This window comes from Bacillus sp. MUM 116 (genome assembly GCF_001866655.1).
Lineage (GTDB): Bacteria > Bacillota > Bacilli > Bacillales > Cytobacillaceae > Neobacillus.
On sequence record NZ_MLYR01000110.1, the window covers coordinates 1 to 21809 of the forward strand.

The 21809-nt window shown below is 38.7% G+C and carries 19 protein-coding genes, 2 tRNA genes and 2 other annotated features; of the genes, 5 read left to right on the forward strand and 16 right to left on the reverse strand.

Annotated elements, in window-relative coordinates:
• Positions 1-259 precede the first annotated feature (259 nt).
• The 7 genes from trpA to trpE are packed head-to-tail and all read right to left on the reverse strand — an operon-like array spanning position 260 to position 6650.
• Positions 260-1042, reverse strand: coding sequence for a tryptophan synthase subunit alpha (gene trpA, locus BIV60_RS23475; protein ID WP_071358134.1), 783 nt, complete (start codon positions 1040-1042; stop codon positions 260-262).
• Between the two features lie 2 nt (positions 1043-1044).
• Positions 1045-2244 carry a tryptophan synthase subunit beta gene (gene trpB / locus BIV60_RS23480; protein ID WP_071358135.1) on the reverse strand — a complete coding sequence of 400 codons (1200 nt, stop codon included), beginning with the start codon at positions 2242-2244 and terminating at the stop codon, positions 1045-1047.
• Positions 2241-2867 (reverse strand): phosphoribosylanthranilate isomerase, encoded by a 627-nt coding sequence (locus tag BIV60_RS23485; protein WP_071358136.1) that lies wholly within the window; start codon positions 2865-2867, stop codon positions 2241-2243. The genes trpB and BIV60_RS23485 overlap by 4 nt, the downstream gene beginning before the upstream one ends.
• Positions 2864-3655: an indole-3-glycerol phosphate synthase TrpC gene (gene trpC, locus BIV60_RS23490; protein ID WP_071358137.1), complete on the reverse strand. Its 792-nt coding sequence runs from the start codon at positions 3653-3655 to the stop codon at positions 2864-2866. The genes BIV60_RS23485 and trpC overlap by 4 nt, the downstream gene beginning before the upstream one ends.
• A gap of 1 nt (position 3656) precedes the next feature.
• Complete coding sequence (gene trpD / locus BIV60_RS23495; protein WP_071358138.1) at positions 3657-4682, reverse strand: anthranilate phosphoribosyltransferase; 1026 nt, start codon at positions 4680-4682, stop codon at positions 3657-3659.
• Positions 4654-5265, reverse strand: a complete 612-nt coding sequence (locus BIV60_RS23500) for an anthranilate synthase component II (protein ID WP_071358139.1) — start codon at positions 5263-5265, stop codon at positions 4654-4656. Before BIV60_RS23500 ends, trpD begins: the two co-directional genes overlap by 29 nt.
• Complete coding sequence (trpE, locus tag BIV60_RS23505; RefSeq protein ID WP_071358140.1) at positions 5262-6650, reverse strand: anthranilate synthase component I; 1389 nt, start codon at positions 6648-6650, stop codon at positions 5262-5264. Before trpE ends, BIV60_RS23500 begins: the two co-directional genes overlap by 4 nt.
• 68 nt (positions 6651-6718) lie before the next feature.
• Positions 6719-6991: a binding site (T-box leader), on the reverse strand.
• A 37-nt stretch (positions 6992-7028) separates the two neighbouring features.
• Positions 7029-7281, reverse strand: a binding site (T-box leader).
• Between the two features lie 182 nt (positions 7282-7463).
• Here trpE and bcbE point away from each other — a divergent pair.
• Positions 7464-8747 carry a bacillibactin exporter BcbE gene (gene bcbE, locus BIV60_RS23510; protein ID WP_071358141.1) on the forward strand — a complete coding sequence of 428 codons (1284 nt, stop codon included), beginning with the start codon at positions 7464-7466 and terminating at the stop codon, positions 8745-8747.
• 181 nt (positions 8748-8928) lie between these two features.
• Here the strand turns inward: bcbE and BIV60_RS23515 are convergent, their stop codons facing one another.
• The 4 genes from BIV60_RS23515 to BIV60_RS23530 all read right to left on the reverse strand — a co-directional run bounded on the left by BIV60_RS23515 (position 8929) and on the right by BIV60_RS23530 (position 13923).
• Positions 8929-9723 (reverse strand): DUF2935 domain-containing protein, encoded by a 795-nt coding sequence (locus BIV60_RS23515; protein ID WP_071358142.1) that lies wholly within the window; start codon positions 9721-9723, stop codon positions 8929-8931.
• A 646-nt stretch (positions 9724-10369) separates the two neighbouring features.
• Positions 10370-12244, reverse strand: a complete 1875-nt coding sequence (locus tag BIV60_RS23520) for a PTS fructose transporter subunit IIABC (protein WP_071358143.1) — start codon at positions 12242-12244, stop codon at positions 10370-10372.
• Between the two features lie 15 nt (positions 12245-12259).
• Positions 12260-13174, reverse strand: a complete 915-nt coding sequence (gene pfkB, locus BIV60_RS23525; protein ID WP_071358144.1) for a 1-phosphofructokinase — start codon at positions 13172-13174, stop codon at positions 12260-12262.
• Positions 13171-13923 carry a DeoR/GlpR family DNA-binding transcription regulator gene (locus BIV60_RS23530; RefSeq protein ID WP_071358145.1) on the reverse strand — a complete coding sequence of 251 codons (753 nt, stop codon included), beginning with the start codon at positions 13921-13923 and terminating at the stop codon, positions 13171-13173. Before BIV60_RS23530 ends, pfkB begins: the two co-directional genes overlap by 4 nt.
• 194 nt (positions 13924-14117) lie before the next feature.
• Between BIV60_RS23530 and BIV60_RS23535 the strand changes: the two genes are divergently transcribed.
• The 3 genes from BIV60_RS23535 to BIV60_RS23545 all read left to right on the forward strand — a co-directional run bounded on the left by BIV60_RS23535 (position 14118) and on the right by BIV60_RS23545 (position 14697).
• A tRNA-Gly gene (locus BIV60_RS23535) sits at positions 14118-14191 on the forward strand.
• A gap of 4 nt (positions 14192-14195) precedes the next feature.
• A tRNA-Ser gene (locus tag BIV60_RS23540) sits at positions 14196-14288 on the forward strand.
• Between the two features lie 115 nt (positions 14289-14403).
• Positions 14404-14697 carry a DUF6509 family protein gene (locus BIV60_RS23545; RefSeq protein ID WP_071358146.1) on the forward strand — a complete coding sequence of 98 codons (294 nt, stop codon included), beginning with the start codon at positions 14404-14406 and terminating at the stop codon, positions 14695-14697.
• A gap of 38 nt (positions 14698-14735) precedes the next feature.
• On the opposite strand, the gene BIV60_RS23550 is transcribed toward BIV60_RS23545, so the two are convergent.
• A complete protein-coding gene (locus tag BIV60_RS23550) occupies positions 14736-15686 on the reverse strand; it encodes a nucleoside hydrolase (protein ID WP_071358147.1) in 951 nt (316 codons plus the stop codon).
• A gap of 91 nt (positions 15687-15777) precedes the next feature.
• The gene (gene ku / locus BIV60_RS23555) at positions 15778-16632 is read right to left on the reverse strand and encodes a non-homologous end joining protein Ku (RefSeq protein WP_071358148.1); all 855 of its coding nucleotides are present in this window, start codon (positions 16630-16632) and stop codon (positions 15778-15780) included.
• Positions 16633-16760: 128 nt separating this feature from the next.
• Between ku and BIV60_RS23560 the strand changes: the two genes are divergently transcribed.
• Positions 16761-18596, forward strand: coding sequence for a DNA ligase D (locus BIV60_RS23560; protein WP_071358149.1), 1836 nt, complete (start codon positions 16761-16763; stop codon positions 18594-18596).
• A gap of 79 nt (positions 18597-18675) precedes the next feature.
• On the opposite strand, the gene dapF is transcribed toward BIV60_RS23560, so the two are convergent.
• The 3 genes from dapF to BIV60_RS23575 all read right to left on the reverse strand — a co-directional run bounded on the left by dapF (position 18676) and on the right by BIV60_RS23575 (position 21486).
• Positions 18676-19659 (reverse strand): diaminopimelate epimerase, encoded by a 984-nt coding sequence (dapF, locus tag BIV60_RS23565; protein ID WP_071358150.1) that lies wholly within the window; start codon positions 19657-19659, stop codon positions 18676-18678.
• An 83-nt stretch (positions 19660-19742) separates the two neighbouring features.
• Positions 19743-20519 carry a hypothetical protein gene (locus tag BIV60_RS23570; protein ID WP_071358151.1) on the reverse strand — a complete coding sequence of 259 codons (777 nt, stop codon included), beginning with the start codon at positions 20517-20519 and terminating at the stop codon, positions 19743-19745.
• Positions 20520-20625: 106 nt separating this feature from the next.
• The gene (locus BIV60_RS23575; protein ID WP_071358152.1) at positions 20626-21486 is read right to left on the reverse strand and encodes a patatin-like phospholipase family protein; all 861 of its coding nucleotides are present in this window, start codon (positions 21484-21486) and stop codon (positions 20626-20628) included.
• Positions 21487-21809 lie beyond the last annotated feature (323 nt).

Here is a 21809-nt window from a genome sequence, read left to right on the forward strand (position 1 = left end):
CTAGGAAAAAAGCAGTTCATTTTTTCCCTCGAGGGGCAAGGCACTGGAGCTGGACAATTCTCAAGGACGAAAATTTTATACTTTCTTTACTTATAAAAACAAACTTCCAGGACTGGAAGTTTTCGGGCGTATAGCCTTTGCTGGTCAATAAATATTGGATACGTACTTATTATATATAATTCAAATAACACAATCAAGGTAATGGGAATTACTGTATTTTCCAACATGAAAAGTCTACTCCGAAAAGTAGACTTTTCAACTAGATTTTAGTTTCAAATTCTAAAACGGACATAAGTCTTTCTAATTCAGCCAAGTTATTTTGATTTAACAAATCAACAATTTTACTGCCGACAATCACTCCATCACAATACGATGTGATTTCTTTGATTTGCGCTTCATTTGAAATTCCAAATCCGGCAAGAACCGGGATTGGACTATTTTCTTTAATAGTTTGCAAGAATTTATTCAAATCATCGTTATAAGAGTTTCTTGTCCCGGTAATTCCTTTTACAGTTACGGCATATAAGAAGCCTTTCCCTTTAGATGAAATGGCCTTGATTCGCTCAATGGGTGTGGTTAATGTTACAAGACGGATTAACTCAATTTGAGCCTCCTTTAAATAAGGAGCAATAATTTCCTCTTCTTCCACAGGTAAATCAGGAATTATACATCCATCCACTCCTGCTGCTTTTATTTCCTCTACAAATTTGGCAACACCGTATGCGTAGATTGGATTTAAGTAGGTCATCATAATGATCGGAATAGAGATTTGTGCCCTTGCTTTTGCTATCTCAGAAATAATTCCCCTTAAGGTCGTGCCATTTTCCAAGGCTCTTATTCCAGCCTGTTGAATTGTAGGACCGTCTGCAACCGGGTCGGAAAAAGGAACACCTACTTCAATAGCGGAAGCACCGAATTTTTCAAGGGTAACAAGGCGGCTGGCAAGGACATCCAAGCCGCCGTCCCCTGCCATAATATAAGGAACAAATACCTTTCTGTTATGTTTGTTTAATTCATTAAATGCTTGTGCAATCCGGTTCATTTTTACCTTCCCCCTTCTAACCTTGCTTTTACGGCATCAACATCTTTATCCCCGCGCCCTGATAAGCAAACGACTATCTGTTCTGATTCTTTCATTTTGGCAGCCAGTTTAATAGCAAATGCTACAGCATGAGCACTCTCTAAGGCAGGAATAATTCCTTCTTGTCTTGATAAAAGTTGAAATGAATCGAGTGCCTCTTGATCGGTAATTGAGTTATAAATAGCCCTGCCGCTCTCATGTAAATAGCTATGTTCTGGTCCAATTCCCGGATAGTCAAGACCAGCAGAAATGGAATGTGCTTCGATAATTTGCCCATCTTCATCCTGCAAGAGATACATTAAAGCACCATGTAAAACTCCTGGTTTTCCACTAGTCAGCGACGCAGCATGAAACCCTGTTTCAATTCCTTGCCCGGCTGCCTCAACACCGTACAGCTTCACTTCTTCATCTTCAATGAATGGATAAAACATTCCCATCGCATTGCTTCCGCCGCCAATACAAGCAACGACAGCATCCGGAAGTTTTCCTTCTTTTTCAAAAAATTGTTTCTTCGTTTCTTTACCGATTACGCTTTGAAAATCGCGGACAATCATCGGGAAAGGGTGCGGCCCCGAAACAGACCCTAGTAGATAGTGAGTGTCTTCCACATTTGCAACCCAGTAGCGCAGCGCCTCATTTACCGCATCTTTTAAAGTTGAACTTCCGCTTGTGACACTGACAACCTTTGCTCCCAGTAATTCCATCCTATAAACATTCAGGGCTTGACGTTTGATATCCTCTGCACCCATAAAAATGATACATTCAAGATTTAATAGGGCACAAACGGTAGCCGTTGCTACCCCATGCTGGCCTGCACCTGTTTCTGCTACAATTTTTCTTTTCCCCATCCGGACAGTTAAAAGCGCCTGACCAATCGCATTGTTAATTTTATGTGCTCCTGTATGGTTTAAATCTTCTCTTTTAAGATAGATTTTTGCTCCTCCAGCAAGTTTTGTCAGATTTTCTGCAAAATAAAGCGGTGTTTCCCTGCCGACATATTCTTTTAATAGGCGATCAATCTCTTCATGAAATAACGGGTCTTCCTTCGCTATTTTATAAGCTGCTTCCAGCTCCGTAACAGCCTTCATGAGTGTTTCCGGGACAAAACGGCCGCCAAAGATGCCGAAGTGCCCTTTTTCATTAGGTAATGTGTAGCTAGTCATACTGTTATCCTCCTCGTAAGGCTTCCCTTTGCCTTTTTAATAAATATTTTAATTTTTTGCAGGTCTTTTTTTCCTTCTGTTTCGACACCGCTCGAGACATCCACCATATCCGGTTGTACCGTTTGGATTGCTTCCTCGATATTTCCTTCATGCAACCCGCCAGCGAGAATGATTTTCTTTTCGCTAAGGATATCTAGGTTGATGTTTTTCCAATCAAATGCAAGACCATTTCCGCCTCTGTACTTTCCTTTTGGACCATCCAACAAGAGAAATTCACATGGGAAATTTTTTATTTCTCGGACAGAATCATTGTTCTCAATACTTGCTGCCTTTATTACCGGTAATGTGAGTTTTTCACTTAAGGATGCTGGTTCATCTCCATGTAATTGGATATGGGTTAAACCAGCATAATAGGCAATTTTTTCAATTTCTTCTGCCATTTCATTAACAAACACTCCAACCTTCATCACATCGGAAGGCAGTTTAGCAATGATTTCCTTTGCTTTGTCAAGTTCTACTTTTCTTTTACTTTCTGCAAAAACAAAGCCAATCGCGTCCGCTCCAAAGCCTACAGCAGCAATGGCAGTGTCAGGATCAGTAATTCCGCAAATTTTCACTTTCATTTGTTAACACTCCCTACTAGAGGAAGACGAAGATTCCCTAATGATTGCTTTACATCTGAACTAAGCATTAAAGCTTCCCCAACTAGAATTCCGTTCGCACCTGCTTGTCGGACTCTATCAACATCTTCAGTTGTATGAATGCCACTTTCACTTATCAGGAAAGCCCCGCTTTCTTTAACAAGTGCTGCCAAATTTTCTGTTACATCAAGAGATACATTGAAGGTCTTCAAATCTCTATTATTAACTCCAATTAATTTTGCACCCAATTTTAATGCGGTCTGCAATTCATCCAAGTTATGGACCTCTACTAAAACCTCTAATCCAATGTTCGTTGCATATTGATAAAGTTCAACAAGTGTGCCTTCCTCTAATGCAGCAACGATCAATAATATGATGTCCGCTCCACTTTTGGCAGCATGATCAATTTGAACAGGGTCAATGACAAAATCTTTGCAAAGGATTGGGAGGCCAACCGCTTCTCTCACAGCCATTAAGTCTGCATATGACCCTTTAAAAAAAGTTTGATCCGTTAAAACGGAAATAGCAGTGGCACCGGCACATTCATACTGCTGCGCCTGTTTTGTCGGATTAAGCGATTGATTAATGTCCCCTTTTGATGGCGAGGCCCGTTTGAATTCTGCTATTACTGAAATTTCTTCTGCATTCCCCAGTTTTTTAATAAAAGATTTTCTATCGTTTAAAAAAGAAGGGAGGGTTGGCCTTGTTTCACGAAGAATTGGCAGTTCCTGCTTTTTTTGTTCAATAATTCGATCTAAAATCGTTCCCATTTTAGATTGCCTCCTTTTTACCTGATACGGATTTTTCAATTAATTGATACAGTTTTTCGTAAGCTGTACCGGATTCAATGATTTCTCGAGCTTGTTTAATCCCTTCCTGTATAGAACCAGCTTTTCCTGCTGTGAAAATCCCCAAGCCGGCATTCAGTAAAACCGTGTCTTTGTATGCCCCGTTTTCCCCTTTAAGGACACGTAAAAGAATTTCAGCATTTTCCCTTGAGTCTCCTCCCTTAATCTCACTGTTATCATATTTTGGGAGTCCAACATCTTCCGGAGTAAAAGTGAATTTTGTAATATCGCCGTTTTCTAAAATGCTTACGTGGTTTTCACCTTGTAATGATGCTTCGTCCATGTATCCGGCACCGTTTAGGACAATTGCCCGCTTCCGGCCAAGTTTTTGAAGTACTTCAGCAAACACCGGCAGTAAATCCCGGCGGTATACTCCTAATAATTGATAATCTAGTTCAATCGGATTGGTTAATGGTCCAATAAAATTAAACACAGTTGGAATTCTTAACTGTTTACGGACCATTCCTATTTTTTTAAGCTTTGGATGGACATTTGGCGCGAATAAAAAGGCAATTCCGACTTCATCAATTATTTCTTCGATTCGTTCAGGGGTTAAATCTAAATTGATACCAAGGTGTTCCAAAACATCCGCGCTTCCTGTTTTACTCGAAATGCTTCTGTTTCCATGCTTTGCGACCGGAATTCCCGCCCCCGCTATAACAAAAGCGGATGTAGTACTTACATTAAAACTCGACGATCCATCCCCGCCTGTTCCGCAATTATCCAGAACATTCGGAAACTTCCTTTTAAAGCTCAACGTATTTTCTTTCAATGCTCTTACAATCCCGGTAATTTCTTCTACTGTTTCTCCTTTTGATTTTAATCCCATTAAAAACGCTGCAATCTCACTTTCGGAAACTTCTTCACAAAGGATATTGTCAATGGCATCTTTCATTTCATTTTCAGTAAATGATTTCTTTTCAGCTAATTGGAGTAAATAATTTTTCATCCCGTTTCATCCTTTCTACGTTATCTAAAAAATTTTTCAAGATTCTTTTTCCTGTCGGGGTTCCGATTGACTCCGGATGAAACTGGAGTCCAAATACCGGATAGTGCCGGTGCTTAATCGCCATAACTTCTTGGTCATCCATCGAGATTGCTACACTTTCAAATTCTTCAGGAAGGCTGTTTTTTTCAATAACTAATGAATGATAGCGCATCACCTCTAATGGCGATGTGAGATATTCAAATAGACCATTCGCATTATGAGTGATAAAAGATGTTTTACCGTGTTTGATTGAATCGGCACGGGAAATTTTTGCCCCAAATGCATACCCGATTGCCTGATGGCCGAGACAAATCCCTAATATCGGAATCTCCTGATGGAGCGCTTTAATGACTTCAACACAAATCCCTGCATCCTCCGGTCTTCCCGGACCAGGTGAAAGAATAATGGCCTTTGGTTTCAATTCCTTTAGCTGCGCAATTGTAAGTTGATTATTTCGAATGACAGTGGCTGTCTCTCCTAATTCACCAAGATACTGATAAAGGTTATAGGTAAATGAATCAAAATTATCGATCAGTACAATCATTTTTCACCCTCCAAAAATGATTTCAATTTATTCACTGTTTCTTCATATTCCGACTCAGGATTCGAGTCATAAACAATACCTGCACCGGCTTGGATATAGGCATTGCCATCTTTCAGAATCATCGTCCTTATCGCTAAAGCAAAATCCATATTCCCGTTTGCTGATAGGTAACCTATTGCCCCGGAATAAAGACCGCGCTTTAAATTTTCCAACTCGTTAATTATTTCCATTGCCCGAATTTTAGGAGCCCCAGAAACGGTACCGGCAGGCAGGCATGCTGCCAATGCATCCAACGCTGTGTATTGGGAAGCTAATTGTCCGCTAATTTCCGATACTAAGTGAATGACATGACGGAATTTTTCGACATTCATATACTTATCAACCCTAACAGTTCCGAATTCACAAACCCTGCCAAGATCATTTCTGCCAAGATCAACAAGCATTTTATGTTCAGCCAATTCTTTTTCATCTGCCAACAGATCTTTTGCAATTAATTGGTCATCTTCTGGTGTGAGCCCTCTTCTTTTTGTTCCGGCAATCGGATTTGCAACCACCTGTTTTCCTCTGACCTTGATTAAGCTTTCCGGTGAAGAACCAATAACGGTATATGGTTCAAAATCAATATAAAACATATATGGAGTCGGATTGTTCGCACGATGTTGCCGGTACACTGCCAATGGATTACCTTTAAATGCTGACTTCATTCTTCTTGAAAGAACCACTTGAAAGATATCACCAGCAAGGATATGCTCTTTTGCCTTTTTTACATTGTTGATAAAAGTCTCTTTATCTGTTTCCGATTCGTATCCATTAAACTGATATGGTTCTTCTTCCTGAAAATAGTCAGGCTGTTTTAGCTCTTCCACTCTTTGCTGAACTCTTTTTTCAATTTGTAGCTGATTCGATTCATCCAAAATCGGCAGGCCGCAAACCATTACTTTTTCCTGAAGATGGTCAAAGACAATTATTTCTTCATAAAACATCAAATGAACATCTGGCATATTTATGCTGTTTTCTAAGCTCGGTCCAATATCTTCATATTGGCGGACAATATCGTAGCCAACATATCCGACAGCCCCGCCGATAAAGGGAAATGGAGTCTCTTCCATTTCCTTTTTGGGAAGCAGATTATTTAAAATTTCTAATGGATTTCCTTGGATTGTTTTTTTTTCATCATTACGATTTACTAATTGAATGTTATTGCCCGTTGCGATTAATTCCAACGCAGGGTCCGCACCAATAAAGGAATAACGGCCGGAGTCATTATATTTATGGGAACTCTCTAATAAAAACTTTTTCTTACCGCTTATTTTTCTTACAATTGAAATCGGTGTCAGGGTATCGCCTTTTAACTCTTGAACAAAAAACGTACTTTTTGTTTTCATTCATCTCGCTCCTTTGTTATAAAAAAAAAATCGCCCTCTATGAATGCATACTAAAATTTCATGCATCCATAGAGGGCGATTCTTAAACCGCGGTGCCACCTCCGTTTGAAACAGGCTGTTACCTGTTTCCTCTTTCAGATACAGGACTCATTCGTCCGATATCCTATCCTTTTAACGGTGGAACTCCGTGCAGCCATACTAAACACAAAGCATGATCGCTTTTTGCTTTCAAGCTGCATCTCGCAAGTCCATTCCACAAATTTCCTCTTACCGGGCTCTCACCTTCCCCGGCTCTCTGGAAAGAATCAATAATGTGTACTCCTCTTGCTTAACGATTTATCATTTTTTATTTTAAATACAAAAGGGCCCCTCATCCAAAAAAAGGACGAGAGACCCGTGGTGCCACCTTCATTAGCTAAAAATTAGCTCACTTTACCGATATCAAAGCATTTAATAACGCTTGAATATCTGTCTCATGTAACGATGAGATTTTCGCCAAAGCCTACTACTCCATTTGGGGTTCGGTTTGGGGCTCAGAAGTCCATTCACGATTACGTCTACACTGATTTGCACCGTCCATCAGCTCTCTAAAGAATTCGTAAAGGTTACTACTCTTCATCAATGCCTTATCAATCTTTATTAATTGATATTAATAATAATCACATCCAAATCATTTGTCAACCATTAATATTGAAATTTTCAAAATTGATTTTCATTTAAATTCCCATTTAAAGGATTTTGAGTACCTAATTATTTTAACTCAAAAAAGTCAATATTAACAGTAGTACATTATAAAGGCGGGATAGAAGGTAAATGGAACATATAGAGCAAATTTGCCCAAGTCCACGGGCAGCTAAAAAAAAATCATCTTCTACCGGAAAAAAAGAATCCGATGAAGTATCTAAGCAAAAGTGGGCCATTGTTTCTCTTTCTTCCATTCCCCTGGTAATGACATTGGGGAATTCGATGTTAATACCTGTTTTGCCTGCAATGGAAAAAAAGTTGGATATCTCTTCATTTCAAACGAGTATGGTGATTACGGTTTATTCCATCGTTGCCATTTTTTTAATACCTGTGGCGGGTTACTTATCTGATCATATTGGCAGAAAAAAAGTCATCATTCCCAGCCTTATAATTGCCGGAATTGGCGGATTAATCTCAGGCTGGGCTGCATGGAAATTAGACCATGCCTATTGGCTAATCTTGCTGGGGCGATCCTTGCAAGGAGTTGGTGCTGCGGGGGCAGCACCGATTGTCATGCCATTGGTGGGTGATATGTTTAAAAATGATAATGACGTCAGCAGCTGTCTCGGCCTCATCGAAACATCCAATACCTTTGGGAAAGTGTTAAGTCCAATTTTGGGGGCTTTTTTAGCGGGATTTATCTGGTTTTTACCCTTTTTCTCATTTCCGGTATTTTGTGGGATTTCGGTGATTTTAATGATTTTTTTAGTAAAATGTCCAAAATCGTCACAAAAAGCAATTCCATTTAAGCAATTTTTCAAGAATGTAAAGAAAACCTTTACACAAGAAGGAAAATGGCTATATGCGATTTTCTTTATTGGCGGAATATTAATGTTTATTCTATTTGGAATTTTGTTTTACCTTTCGGAAATATTCGAAAAGGAATATGGAATTCATGATCTAAAAAAAGGCTTCTTTTTAGCACTTCCTCTTGGGGCTCTTTGTTTATCCTCTTTTATTGCCGGAAAGGTCATAAAAGAAAACAAAGTTTTAATGAAATGGTTAACATTTGGCGGGATTGTAGCTGCAGCCTTATCCATTGGTGCCCTTTGGTTTTCGATAAAATTATGGTTCATGATTAGTATGTTTTTAATCAGCGGTGTAGGAATTGGTTTAGGACTGCCTTGTTTGGATGCCCTCATCACTGAAGGAATTGAGAAAAAAGAACGCGGGACGATTACTTCGATTTATAGTTCAATGAGATTTATTGGGGTGGCGGCTGGCCCTCCGCTTATTGCTGTGCTCATGAAGGGATCCAACCATTGGATTTTTATTTTGCTGAGCGGATTGAGTATTCTTGCCGCAATTGTTGCATTAATGGCGATTAAACCGGAGATGGAGGGGCAGGGATAAGCCTGATTGGCAGCTTCACATATGAGAAAAGAAATTCTGATGTTTCAATAATGAGTTTTGGCCTTCATGTTCCTTATGAAGGCCATATCTTTTGAATTTTTTTAAAATTTTGGTGTTCACGCTCTTTATGAAGACCATACTTTTTAGTTTCTTCTTCATTTTGGCCTTTAAGGAAAATACTTTATCCTAATCGCGGCTTGGTTGGATCACAGTCTGGTTTTTTAACATTTGTCGACTCTGCTAACTTCATGAGGTAATAGCACTCTTCCCGTGTCATATGGTCCGCCATTAATGGGGAAAAGATCCCCAATGCTTGAGCACTTAATTCGAGCTCATCAATTTCATGGAGGAAATTTTGAAATAGCTTAATTTCCAGGATGACATCTGAATTAAGTTTTTCTAATGCTGGAAAATTCGTCAGCTGAGTTCTTAAAAAACCTGCCATTTCAACAGCCTTTAAGTAAAAATCTTCAAAATGTTTCGTGTAAAGATCACTTTTTTCTTTTAATCGTTTTTCCACACTATCTAGGTTTGCGGAAATAGCGCCGGCATGCCCAGCGGCATCCAAAATCCAAACGAGATGATGGTGTAGTTCATGATATACCGGGGGCACTTCCTGTAATTTAAGGTGCTTTAATATCCGCTGGTATTCCTCCAACTCATTTACCATGTGATTGAGAAAAGACGGTGATAAATGAATTTTTATTTTACCAACCAAATGTCTCTTTATTAAATTTAATTTAAAGTCTCGAAGTTTAGTGGTTTCAGTTGCTGCTTTTTCAGTTAATTGGTTAATTTCCACAGATTTTGCCTGTTCTAGGAGAGTATCAAAAGTATTTATGAATTCCGATGCGCTTTGAATCTCGCTTTTTTCTACGGGAGCGAGCGCATCATGGATAAATCGGGAATGATCACCTAATATTTGAAGCCAAAATCGATGCTCGAATCTGGCGGTTTTCTCAAAAACCTCATTCATTCCATCTCCCCCTAATCCTAATTACCAATTAAAAGTTTATTCTCCAATGCCCAAAAAATGTAACAAAATATTCATTTTTTTAATAAGAAGAGTCTGGAATTTTTTATAAAATGAACTTAGAGTTTTACCAAAGAAAGGATGTGGATGTTTGATTCCGAAAAGAAGAATCGGCAGAATCCTTGGACAGCATTTTAAGATTGTAGGCGTTCATCAATGGGCGTTTTACGAGTAAGGAAGATTTATACTTATTTTAGCATCGCAGTATAGGTGTTCACACTTTTTCAGTGGGTGCAGGCAAAAGAAAACCATTTCTCCTAGATTTTTAAAGATTTTTTTATCTTAATACTTTCTATGAAGGCAATTTCTACTTGAGGTTTAAATTAGAAACGGTATTGCTTTCTTTTATGAATACCTTTTCTTCCTGGGAACTATAGTGATTTGATCTTCATCCCTTTTATGAATACCATTTCTTCCAATGAACTAAAGGGATTTGGTCTTCATCCTTTTTATGAATACCATTTCTTCCAAAGAACTAAAGGGATTTGCTCTTCATACCTTCAATGTAACCATTTACCCCGACACTACCATAGGTTCTGCCCAAAGATAAAAAACCAGCAGCCCCCAACGCTGCCGGTCCAAAACACCACTATTCACCTTTCACAGGCTTCTTCAAAATTCCAAGCAACACAGCGGTCACAACAGCACCAATCAAAATTGCTAATGCATATTGTAGCGCGCCGCCTTCAACCAACGGAACAACGAAAATTCCGCCATGTGGGGCACGAAGACCGATTCCAAATGCCATAGACAATGCCCCGGCCACGGCTGATCCAGCCATTACTGAAGGAATCACACGAAGTGGGTCTGCTGCTGCAAACGGAATTGCCCCTTCTGTAATAAAGGATAATCCCATGACATAACAAGCCTTTCCGGCATCACGATCTTGCTTATTAAACTTTTTCTTAAATAAAGTAGTCGCAATCGCAATTCCTAGTGGCGGTACCATGCCGGCAGCCATAATTGCGGCCATTGGCTCATAAACACCGTTAGCTAGTAACCCTGTGCCAAATACATATGCGGCTTTATTAATGGGGCCACCCATATCAAACGACATCATTAAACCTAAAACAATTCCTAGTAAAATAGCATTTCCTGTTCCTAAACCTGTTAACCAATGAGTAATTTCTTTATTTATCCATGTAACCGGCTGGTTAATCGCATAAAACATGATTAATCCTGTAATCGCAATACCAAACAAAGGATATAACAAAATACTTTTTATACCTTCCAATGATTGTGGAAGTCCGGCAAATGCCTTTTTCAATAAAACAACCACATATCCTGCTAAAAATCCGGCAATCAATCCGCCGAGGAATCCTGCACCGCTGCTGGCAGCCATCATACCGCCAACCATACCTGGCGCAAACCCTGGACGGTCTGCAATACTTAGGGCAATAAATCCAGCAAGAACCGGCACAATCAGTCCAAATGCATTTCCACCGCCAATTGTTTTCAATACTGCAGCAAAAGCGTTGTACGAAGGATCATCTGGATTCGCTGAGTTATAACCGAACATAAAGCTAATTGCGATGAGAATACCTCCCCCGACAACAAACGGAAGCATGTTGGAGACACCATTCATTAAATGCTTATAAAAACCTATTCTTCCTTTTCCATCAGCACCGCTATTATCACTTTTGCCGCTGCTGCCATTGCCTTCATAAACCGGTGCATCCTGCTTGAGGGCACGTTCAATCAGATTTTGCGGCTTGCGAATACCCTCGGCAACGGTTGCTTGAATCACATGCTTGCCTTTAAATCTCTCCATTTCCACATTGATATCTGCGGCAATGATGACCGCTGTTGCATTCTCAATTTCCTCTTTCGTTAAAACATTTTTTGCTCCACCGGAACCGTTTGTTTCAACTTTGATGTCTACACCCATTTCAGCAGCCTTTGCTTTTAAAGAATCAGCTGCCATATAAGTGTGGGCAATCCCTGTTGGGCATCCGGTAACTGCTACAATTGCGTTCTTTTTGTTTGATACATCCTGCTCTTCTTCATCTTCTTGGTCATAAAAATTAATAACCTCAAGGACATCATCTGCAGAAACAGCATGTAAAAGTTTTTCACGTACTTCCTGTTTCATTAACAGCCCGGAAAGACGTGCTAATGCTTCAAGATGTGTATTATTAGCGCCTTCAGGTGCAGCAATCATAAAAAACAAATGGGCAGGCTGTCCATCAAGCGAATGATAATCTACGCCTGCAGTTGATTTACCAAATGCAATTGCCGGTTCCCTAACGGCTTTTACTTTAGCATGCGGAATCGCAATCCCGTCGCCAATTCCTGTTGTACTTTGTTCTTCTCGTTTTAAAATCGCTGCTTTAAATTCAGAACGGTCCGTAATTTTATTTGCTTTCAACAACACATCAACAAGCTGGTCAATGACATTTTCTTTTTGCTGTCCCTCTATATTTAATAGAATTGTATTCTTTGTAAGCAATTCTGTAATTTTCATAAGAGTTTTCTCCTCCTAAACAACTTCTCTTATTTTTACTTGCACAAGGAGTTCTTCAATTAAATCTTTTGTACACAATCCAAGTGAAAATGCGGTTGCGCTTCCTGCAGCAACACTGTATTGAAAAGCATTTTTCACATTCCCCGTTTTTTGATATTCAGCCAAAAAGCCTGCCACCATTGAATCCCCGGCACCAACTGAATTTTTAACAATCCCTTTCGGTACTTCAGCAATCACGGACATATCATTATTTATAAAAACAGCTCCCTCACCCGCTAGAGACACAATTACGTTTCTTGCGCCCATTCCAATTAGTTTTCTTCCATACGGAATAACTTCTTCACAGCTTGAAATGGTAGTTTGAAATAAATCACCAAGCTCATGATGGTTTGGCTTTATTAAAAATGGATGGTAGGGAAGAACTTTTTTTAATAGCTCACCTTCTGCATCAACAGCAAATTTCGCCCCAGACTCTTTACAAATTTTTACGATTTCTTCATATGTTGTTACGGGCATCGTCGATGGAATGCTTCCCGCAAGGACCAACAGGTCATTTTCTGTTAATTGCCTAATTTTGTCCTTTAACTGTTTGAAATTTTCTTCAGAAATCTTTGGGCCATTTGCATTGATTTCAGTTTCTTGGCCTGTTTTAAGCTTAATATTAATCCGTGTATCTTCTTTTACCTTAATAAAGTCCGTTTCAATCTTTTCATTTTTTAGATAATCTTCAATGTAGCTCCCCGTAAATCCACCATTAAAGCCCAACGCTCTGCTCGCTAAGCCTAACTGACTTAAAACTCTGGAAACATTGATCCCCTTTCCTCCGGGAAACTTTGTTTCTCTCGTTGCTCGATTCAGCTCTCCCAATTGGAAGCTTTCAAGCTGAACAATATAGTCAACAGAAGGGTTTAAAGTTAATGTATAAATCATGCTGTCACGACCTTTAATGTAGTTCTGTTTTTGTATTGTAATTGTGTTTCTTCATCCAACTCATTTGTTATTACCTTGGCCTTCGAGATATCGGCTATTTTCGCAAAAGCAATTTCCGAAAACTTCGAGTCATCAGCTAAAACATAAGCTTCCCGCGAAAGTGAAATCGCTTTATGCTTCACCATGGCCTCTTCTTGATCTGGAGTTGTAAATCCAAATTGCGGATGGATTCCGTTTACCCCCATAAAACATTTATCGAACCGGTATAAATCAAGACTTGCCAATGCTCCCCGGCCGATAATGGCATTTGTTTTCGGTTTAGCAAAACCGCCAATTAAATAAGTTGGAATCCCTTTATTTAATAATGGTGTTAAATGCGTTAATCCATTTGTAACGACAACAATGTCGGTTAGTGTTAGAAATTCAATCATTTCTAACACCGTTGACCCTGCATCCAAATATATGCAATCACCCTTTTCTATCAAACTTGCAGCATATTGAGCGATTCGCCGTTTTTCTTGAAGGTTTTTGGCTGATTTTTCAATCATACTCGGTTCTTGCAGCTTCCCTTGGAGCCGGGATGCGCCGCCATGAATTCTTTTTAAATGTTTTTCCTTTTCTAATTGCGATAAATCGCGGCGGATAGTTGACTCTGATGTATTAGTAAGATCAACGATTTCCTGAATTTTAACGATATTCTTACCCTTTAACATTTGTAAAATAAGTCGATGACGTTCCGGTGTTAACAAGTCATCACCACCTAAAATTATTGTTCATGATTATATATTACTGAAACCGATTGCAAAAATCAATCATTTTCTTTCAAAAACAATCATTTTTTGAGTGAATTTGATTGATTTTGGATGAAAATGTTGATTAAATAGCAAAAAACTAGATGAAATTAAAATATCGTGGTATAATTTTTATTGTTATAGGAAAAATCGCGGGTGTAGTTCAATGGTAGAACTCCAGCTTCCCAAGCTGGCGGCGCGGGTTCGATTCCCGTCACCCGCTCCAAAACGGAGAAGTACCCAAGCGGTTATAAGGGGGCGCACTCGAAATGCGTTAGGACGGGCAACCGCCCGAGTGATTTCGAATCTCATCTTCTCCTCCATACATATTGTTTCTAAAAACACTTTTCAATAAAGTGTTTTTTTTAATAAATTCACGGTATCTTAGTTAAGTTAAAAAATGTGTATAATAAAAAGGAGTTTATACATAAGAAAAGGATGATAAATTTGAACATTACTGGTAATACTGTTGAAAAACTTGAAGATCCATTTGGTTTGCTTTCTGGCGACCGTTATGAATTTTTCCTGCAGCTCGAGATTGATGAAGACGATGAGCTCTTTTCTGAAAAAGGAATAGGCTTAAAGGTAATTTTTGTGATGGATGAAAATGGAGAAAGAATCACGAATTATTATTTTTTCGAAAGAGGAACCGAAAAAGTATTAGATTTTGCTTTGGAGGATGACGAGGAAAAATTAGTCATTTCCTACTGCAAAGAAAATATTTCGGAATAATAATAAGCAGGGATGAGAATCCCTGCTTTTACTAATTTCTATTCACTCCCACGAAGAAAAACCTCCATAAACTGAACAACAAACTTTTGATAGTCTGCCTCCATGCCAATATGTTCCATAGAGTCAATAGGTTCCGGATCTGGTTTTGGACGAAAATCAGCAATACTTTTACCTTTAGCCGTACCAAATTCCTCAACCCTTACCCTCCGCGATATAAACTTAACTAAATCTGGATCAATTAGAGACATTAGCGGAACAACATCATGAAGTGGAGCTCCCTTGATGCCGGGGACATTTTTTTGGTAAGCATGATAATAATAATCAAAAGCAGGTTTTATCAGTGGTCGAAATGGGGTTGGACTACTTTCCGAAAGAAAATTAATTACCTCTGGAGTGATAATGGCACGATTGGTAATATTTAATGGAAATAAATATACATTATGAGCTTTTTCCAATACGGAATTGGCTGCAATGGCATCCACATAAAAATTCGCCTCCGCTTCAGCAGTAATGTTACCGGGCACTAAAAAAGCCCCACCCATGATAAAAAAAGCTGAAACGTCTTTTAACGCATCATTTCCATATAAAATAAACATTAAGGCCAGTTCTGTTAATCTGCCGACTGAGACAATTACGATATTCCCTCTATATTGGGTAATGATTTCTAAAATTTTATTAAAATCATATACTTTTACATTTTTGATATCATCAGGGGGTTTAAGAGGGCCTAATCCTTCTTTTCCATGGATTTCCGGATAAAATCGGACCGGCTCCCCTGATATTGGCCCGGCAGCTCCCGCAACAATAGGGATATCTTCCCTTCCGCCCAGATTTAATAAATATACCGTATTCCGGACCGAAATTTCCTTAGGCGTATTGCCATATCCACTGACAATCCCTACAAGATTAATCTTTGGGTTTAGCAACGCATACATAATTGCAAACGAATCATCGATTCCCGGATCCGTAAACATCAGGACATTTACCATTGGCACACTCCTTTTTAATTATTCTATTCCTCTATGCATGTCTTACATGAAAAAACCGATTTGAATAAATTCAAATCGGCAAAATTGAAAATTATGCTTCTTTTTTAACTCTCGAAATGGTCTTTTTCTTTGGTGCTGCAGCTTTTTTCTTTGGAGCTTCTGAGGTCCTTTCCGGTCTAGTACGGTCGATAGATGCCTGTAAGGCGGCCATCAAATCGGTTACATTTGAAGGCGTCTCTTTTGCTTTAGTGGTCACCGTTTCTTTTTCCTTTCGTTTGGATTCAATTAATTCTAGTAAGGCTGTTCGGTATTCATCAGTATATTTTTCTGGATTAAAATTGGTTGTTAATTGATCAATCAACATGATGGCTGTGTCCAATTCTTTTTTAGTAACTTTATCCTCTGAAGGAACGCTTGGGACATCACTGGCATTTCGTACTTCATCAGGATAGTGAATCGTTTCCATCACCAATGTATTCTCATACACTCGGATGACAGCCATCTGCTCCTTCGAACGAATAATGATTTTGGCAAGACCAACCTTCCCAGTTTCTTGAAGCGCTTTACGTAATAAAGAGTATGCTTTTCCGCCCCCTTCGTTAGGAGACATATAATAGCTGCGGTCAAAATATATTGGATCAATTTGTTCTATTTTGACAAAATCAATGATTTCAACAGCTTTATCTTCGTTTTCTTTTCTTAATTTTTCAAGATCATCGTTGTCCAACACGACAAATTTTCCCTTTGTGTATTCATAGGCTTTGACGATATCCTCGGGTTTTACCTCTTCTTCACAAACAGAACAGATTTTTTCATATTTGATAGGGGCATGGCATTTATTATGAAGGGTCCGAAGTTTAATATCCTTATCTTCCGTTGCTGTATGGAGCTTAATAGGAATATTCACCAGTCCAAAACTGATACTTCCCTTCCACATCGTATGCATAGCTGATTCTCCATTCTTTTTATGTTTATTTTGCTAATCGGGCAAACCTGTCATCCCTATAAACAAATGGAAAAGGATGAACCCAACAGGAATGATACAAAATAAAGAAAAAAGAAGGGATTATGCAGATGAAACCGATGTTGCCAAGTCTGACCTTTGAACGCCCTATCCATTCCGATTGGCTGTATGAAGTGAAATATGACGGATTCCGCGCTTTAATGGAATGGAATTCAAAGGGGATTAGCTTAACAAGCAGGAACGGCAAGCCTCTCATACCTCAATTTCCGGAGATAATAAAATTTTTATTAAAGTACCAAAAGGAATTCGAACCATTTTTACCTCTTCAGCTAGATGGAGAGCTCGTATCACTGGAAAATCCGTGCAAAGCCAATTTTTCGGCAATTCAAGTACGGGGACGATTAAAGTCAGAGGAGAAAATTAGTGAACAGGCAGAAAATGCCCCATGCCAACTAATGGTTTTCGATATACTAAAAATCGCTGGAAAATCCATACACAGCAAGCCATTTACTGCACGGAAAAAAGAACTGGAAAATCTGTTTGGAAAGGTTCACTTCAATCTGGAAGCAGACCCTTACACAGATCAGCTGGTACAGATCGTAAAAGCATACAAAGACTTTGATGAACTTTGGGAACAGGTTGTTCTCTTTGATGGTGAGGGGATTGTTGCGAAGCAGCAAAACAGTCCCTGGGAGGAGGGAAAGCGTACAACCCAATGGCTTAAATATAAAAATTGGAAGTATGTAAGTTGCTATATAACAGCACTAGAGAAAACAAACGGTTACTTTTCTGTCGGCGTATATCAAGACAAAAAAATTCACCCGATTGGCCAGGTTCTTTTTGGATTTAAACCGGATGAAAAGCAGGCCCTTCAACAGACAATTAAACAAAATATGAAAAAAGAAGATGTACAGTTTATTTATGTGGATCCTGCCATTTGTTTAGAAATAAAATATTTGGAGATTTATGACGGGCAGCTGCGCGAGCCGCATTTTGACCGTTTTCGCTTTGATTTGGAACCAGCTGACTGCACGTACAACCGGTTCCAATTTCAACAAAAAAATCTTCCCGAAGACTTGGACATCACTCATCCAGATAAACCGCTGTGGGAGAAGCTGAATATTCAAAAGGCCGATTTTATTCTATACCTGCGTGAAATATCTCCGTATATGCTGCCCTTTCTCGAAAATCGTCTCTTGACAGTGATTCGCTACCCACACGGTATGTTTGGGGAACCATTTTACCAAAAAAACTGTCCTGATTATGCTCCTGACTTTGTAAAAACGTTTAAACACGAAAATATCGATTATATTCTTTGTAACCACTTAAAAACGCTCATTTGGCTTGGGAATCAATTAGCGATTGAATATCATGTACCCTTTCAAACAATTTACAGTAAAGGTCCGAGCGAGATTGTCTTTGACTTAGATCCCCCTTCAAAGAATGATTTTCATTTAGCGGTAAAAGCAGCTTTACTCATTAAAGATGTTCTAGATCAATTGAACTTGATCGGATTTATTAAAACATCCGGGAATAAGGGATTGCAAATTTATCTCCCCTTGCAGGAAAATACATTTACCTATGATGATACAAGACTGTTCACCAGCTTTATTGCCGACTACTTAATCTCCTGTGACCCAGATTCATTTACAATCGAGCGAATGAAAAAGAACCGTGGAAATCGTTTATATGTGGATTATGTTCAGCATGGAGAAGGGAAAACTATTGTCGCTCCTTACTCGATGAGAGGAAATGAACATGCAGGTGTGGCAACACCCCTTTACTGGGATGAAGTAGACGAGAAACTGGAACCAGCACAATTTACGATGGATTCTGTCATAAATCGAGTACGTAAACAAGGGGATCCGTTTCGGTCTTATTTTTCTACCAAGATCATTCAGCCTTTTGCCTCTGTTCTGGAAGTTTTGATAAAAAATAATAAATAAGAAAAGCGCAGGCGCCGGAGCTGGACCATTCTCAAAGCAAGTTATAAATTCTTATATTATAAGGATAAGGGTGAGCCCCTTATCCTTTCATTGCTTCAGCTAAAAACGCCTGTGCTTCTGTCTGAAGTTGTTCGTATGCTGTTTGTTCCAGTAACTCCTCTTTCGTTGTGACAGTGAAATTCCTTCCTTCTAATTCTACTTCTACTGAAGCAGTATAAAGGTAGGTAGCATTACCGATTAAGTCAATATGATAGGAGTCGCTATTGTTATGAACAACACATTGAACCTTACCACCATTATTATAGACATTCACAACTGTTTCAAAATCGTTCAATCCATTCAAACAGGTAACAAGGGTAGAGGCAGACATCGCCGTTCCGCAGGCATTGGTAAAACCTACCCCCCGCTCAAATGTCCTAACATAAATATTTCCTTTATCTATGTCTTTTACAAAACTGACGTTGACCCCGTCTGGAAAAAATTCATTCGGTCCATTCACTTTTTCACTAAGATTTTTTTGAAGATCCGATTGCATTTGATTGTTTTCAACGATGGCAATTAAATGCGGGTTCGGTACCGCTAAAGCAGTAAAGATTAATTTTTCAGATAATTCTGGAATGTTTTCATTTTTTAATGTCGGCTGATTTAATCGTAATGGCAGATCCTCCAACGAAAACGATACTGGCGAGATTTCTACCTGATACGTTGTCACATCAGGGAATATGTCTGCTTGTTTGCACACCTTTAAGTCGGTCTTCATTGTTTCAATCACCGCTTCCTTTTGCCCCCGCATCTCACAAATATAACGGGAAACAAGACGAAGTCCATTTCCGCACATGGAGGCTTCCGAACCATCGGCATTAAAAACCCTCATTCTTCCGTCCGCGTGTTCGCTTTTCAACACGAAAAGAATTCCATCTGCCCCAAGTTCGGAATTTCGGTTACATAAAACCCTTGCCAGTTCGGCCCTTTCTTTTTCAGAAAATGTATAGGAATTAGAAATTTCATCAATTAAAAGAAAATCATTACCAGAACCGTGTCCTTTAATTAAGTTAATTTGCACTTTAAAACCCTCCAGCTTCACGAGATTACATTTATTCATTATAGTATCAAATTCTGGTAGGGAAAGGAACGAAAACCTCCTTATTATCTTTCTATAAAATATTCGTTTATGAGAAAAGACATTTGTAACAGTTTGTCCTGCTCAGAAATACCTTCCGAAAAAGAAAGAACCGGTGTATTTGGCTCTGGAAAAAATTTACTCCATTCGAGCGGCATCCAGCCTCTGCGCAACCGTCCCAATTGACGATTGGCTGAATTTATAATCTTCTCATCCATAAAAAGGGAAGCACCCTCTACTGCTCCAATAAACCTTTCATTTGTATCAAAAAGCTCCTTCTTAAATTTCCGCATGTTCAATTTCCGTATTTGATAATATCCTTGATAAGCCTTGTTTCGGTCAAATACCTCAATTTTTTTGTGTTTTCCCTGTTTAACCTTATAAATCCCAATTAATTGATGATTAAAATCATAAAGTGCATATATTTTTGAAAAGACCGGAAAGCAAAATTTTTTTCCCCGGTACTTTTTGATTTCACCTGCCAAGTGTCCATCTGGAAAAAAGAACTGTAAACGCTTCGGTAAATAAACGGCTAATAAATGCTCCGTCTCAAAAATGGAATGGTAGAAACTGCTGGATTTCAACATGTTTCTTTTTATGAAAATGGCTTGTCTAACCTTGAATAAATAGATTTGAAAGCTGATGAAGCTGTAAATGAGAAAGGGGATGGTTAACATCATTATTTCCTTGTTCCGGAAAAAAGAAAGGTCTACTATTATAATTAAAACTGCGGGAACCAATGCAGCGATGCTGCCATTTAGACTGACACATGCGGCATCGCGGTAATATTTATCTATTTTCATCATGAAAACTCCTTATCCATTCCTCTTATATCAGTCTATTAAATGATTGTAGGAAAAATGATAGGAGATTTTCTCTTTAAAACAAAAAGAGACCGGCAAAAGTCTCTTAATCCTTTGATTCCACATATTCTACTATTTTCCCTCTTAATGCTTTGGCATCCTCGTAGCCCTGATTGTATAATTCCTCTAGACGAACAGGATTTCGTTCCATTCTTCCTACTTGGAGTGGTTTTAACGGCCGAATGATAAAAACATTTCCATTGTTTTCCTCTCTTTCCAGGTAAGCGAGGGTGTCATTATATATTTGAAATCGATTCCGTAATGCCTTTTGCAGGCCCTTATAATCAGGATATTTTCGGTCAACAAGGAAGTGAAATTTAGAAGCCTTTTTTCGATATTCAATATTTCTTGTAAGAATCACAATATTTTTCTTAAAACCATCTGCTTGTGCTTTTTTAATTGGAATTGGATCACTAATTCCACCATCAAGCAGGATTTTATTTTGATAGGTTATTTCTGGTGCAATAAAAGGGAGAGAACTGGAAGCACGTAATACGGTTAATAACTCTTTCCCATAATCCTTTTTCTTAAAATAAACCGCTTCACCCGTTAAACAATCTGTCGTTCCCACCACAAATTCAGAGGGGCTATTATAAAAAACATCGTAATGATAGGGAATATGTTGATTGGGGATTTCATCAAAAATAAAATCCATCCCAAAAAACTGGCGATTTTTAAAATAATTTCTCCAGGATATATATCTGGGGTCCGAAGCATATTGAATTGTTACGGTTTTATTTCTGCCCTTTTGTTCCGACAAATACGACGCGGCATTACAAGCACCTGCGGATACACCAATAACGTAAGGGAAAAATAACTGATTTTCTAAAAAGTTTTCAAGAACGCCTGCCGTATACACTCCACGCATTCCCCCGCCTTCAAGAACCAAGCCGACTTCATTTATCACATGTCTTCGTCCCTTTCTTCTATTTTCATCATGCTTATTTTGTCATAACGGGACGAAATTGAAAACTGAAATGCTTTCAAGGTACCTACTCCTTTTTCTAAGGCTATTTTCGCATAGATTGTTGTTTTTCGTATAAGTTCATCAACCCGTATAGACTAAATGCTTCGTGGCATCTTTTCGTAAGAACATTTGCGAAAATTGCCTAGAAACTTAAGTATTTGACCCTTATTAAGGTCCGAAAGGAACAAAGTTTACGAAAAGAGCCTTTTCTAAAAAAAATACTTAAGGCGGGCAAAATCTAAAAACCCGGCAAAAAATTTTTG

What these genes read in the sequence shown, in the direction of transcription:
- trpA (WP_071358134.1), bottom strand. Translation starts at nt 1,042, where the DNA reads ATGAACCGGATTGCACAAGCATTTAATGAATTAAACAAACATAACAGA.
- trpB (WP_071358135.1), bottom strand. Translation starts at nt 2,244, where the DNA reads ATGACTAGCTACACATTACCTAATGAAAAAGGGCACTTCGGCATCTTT.
- BIV60_RS23485 (WP_071358136.1), bottom strand. Translation starts at nt 2,867, where the DNA reads ATGAAAGTGAAAATTTGCGGAATTACTGATCCTGACACTGCCATTGCT.
- trpC (WP_071358137.1), bottom strand. Translation starts at nt 3,655, where the DNA reads ATGGGAACGATTTTAGATCGAATTATTGAACAAAAAAAGCAGGAACTG.
- trpD (WP_071358138.1), bottom strand. Translation starts at nt 4,682, where the DNA reads ATGAAAAATTATTTACTCCAATTAGCTGAAAAGAAATCATTTACTGAA.
- BIV60_RS23500 (WP_071358139.1), bottom strand. Translation starts at nt 5,265, where the DNA reads ATGATTGTACTGATCGATAATTTTGATTCATTTACCTATAACCTTTAT.
- trpE (WP_071358140.1), bottom strand. Translation starts at nt 6,650, where the DNA reads ATGAAAACAAAAAGTACGTTTTTTGTTCAAGAGTTAAAAGGCGATACC.
- bcbE (WP_071358141.1), top strand. Translation starts at nt 7,464, where the DNA reads ATGGAACATATAGAGCAAATTTGCCCAAGTCCACGGGCAGCTAAAAAA.
- BIV60_RS23515 (WP_071358142.1), bottom strand. Translation starts at nt 9,723, where the DNA reads ATGAATGAGGTTTTTGAGAAAACCGCCAGATTCGAGCATCGATTTTGG.
- BIV60_RS23520 (WP_071358143.1), bottom strand. Translation starts at nt 12,244, where the DNA reads ATGAAAATTACAGAATTGCTTACAAAGAATACAATTCTATTAAATATA.
- pfkB (WP_071358144.1), bottom strand. Translation starts at nt 13,174, where the DNA reads ATGATTTATACATTAACTTTAAACCCTTCTGTTGACTATATTGTTCAG.
- BIV60_RS23545 (WP_071358146.1), top strand. Translation starts at nt 14,404, where the DNA reads ATGATAAATTTGAACATTACTGGTAATACTGTTGAAAAACTTGAAGAT.
- BIV60_RS23550 (WP_071358147.1), bottom strand. Translation starts at nt 15,686, where the DNA reads ATGGTAAATGTCCTGATGTTTACGGATCCGGGAATCGATGATTCGTTT.
- ku (WP_071358148.1), bottom strand. Translation starts at nt 16,632, where the DNA reads ATGCATACGATGTGGAAGGGAAGTATCAGTTTTGGACTGGTGAATATT.
- BIV60_RS23560 (WP_071358149.1), top strand. Translation starts at nt 16,761, where the DNA reads ATGAAACCGATGTTGCCAAGTCTGACCTTTGAACGCCCTATCCATTCC.
- BIV60_RS23570 (WP_071358151.1), bottom strand. Translation starts at nt 20,519, where the DNA reads ATGAAAATAGATAAATATTACCGCGATGCCGCATGTGTCAGTCTAAAT.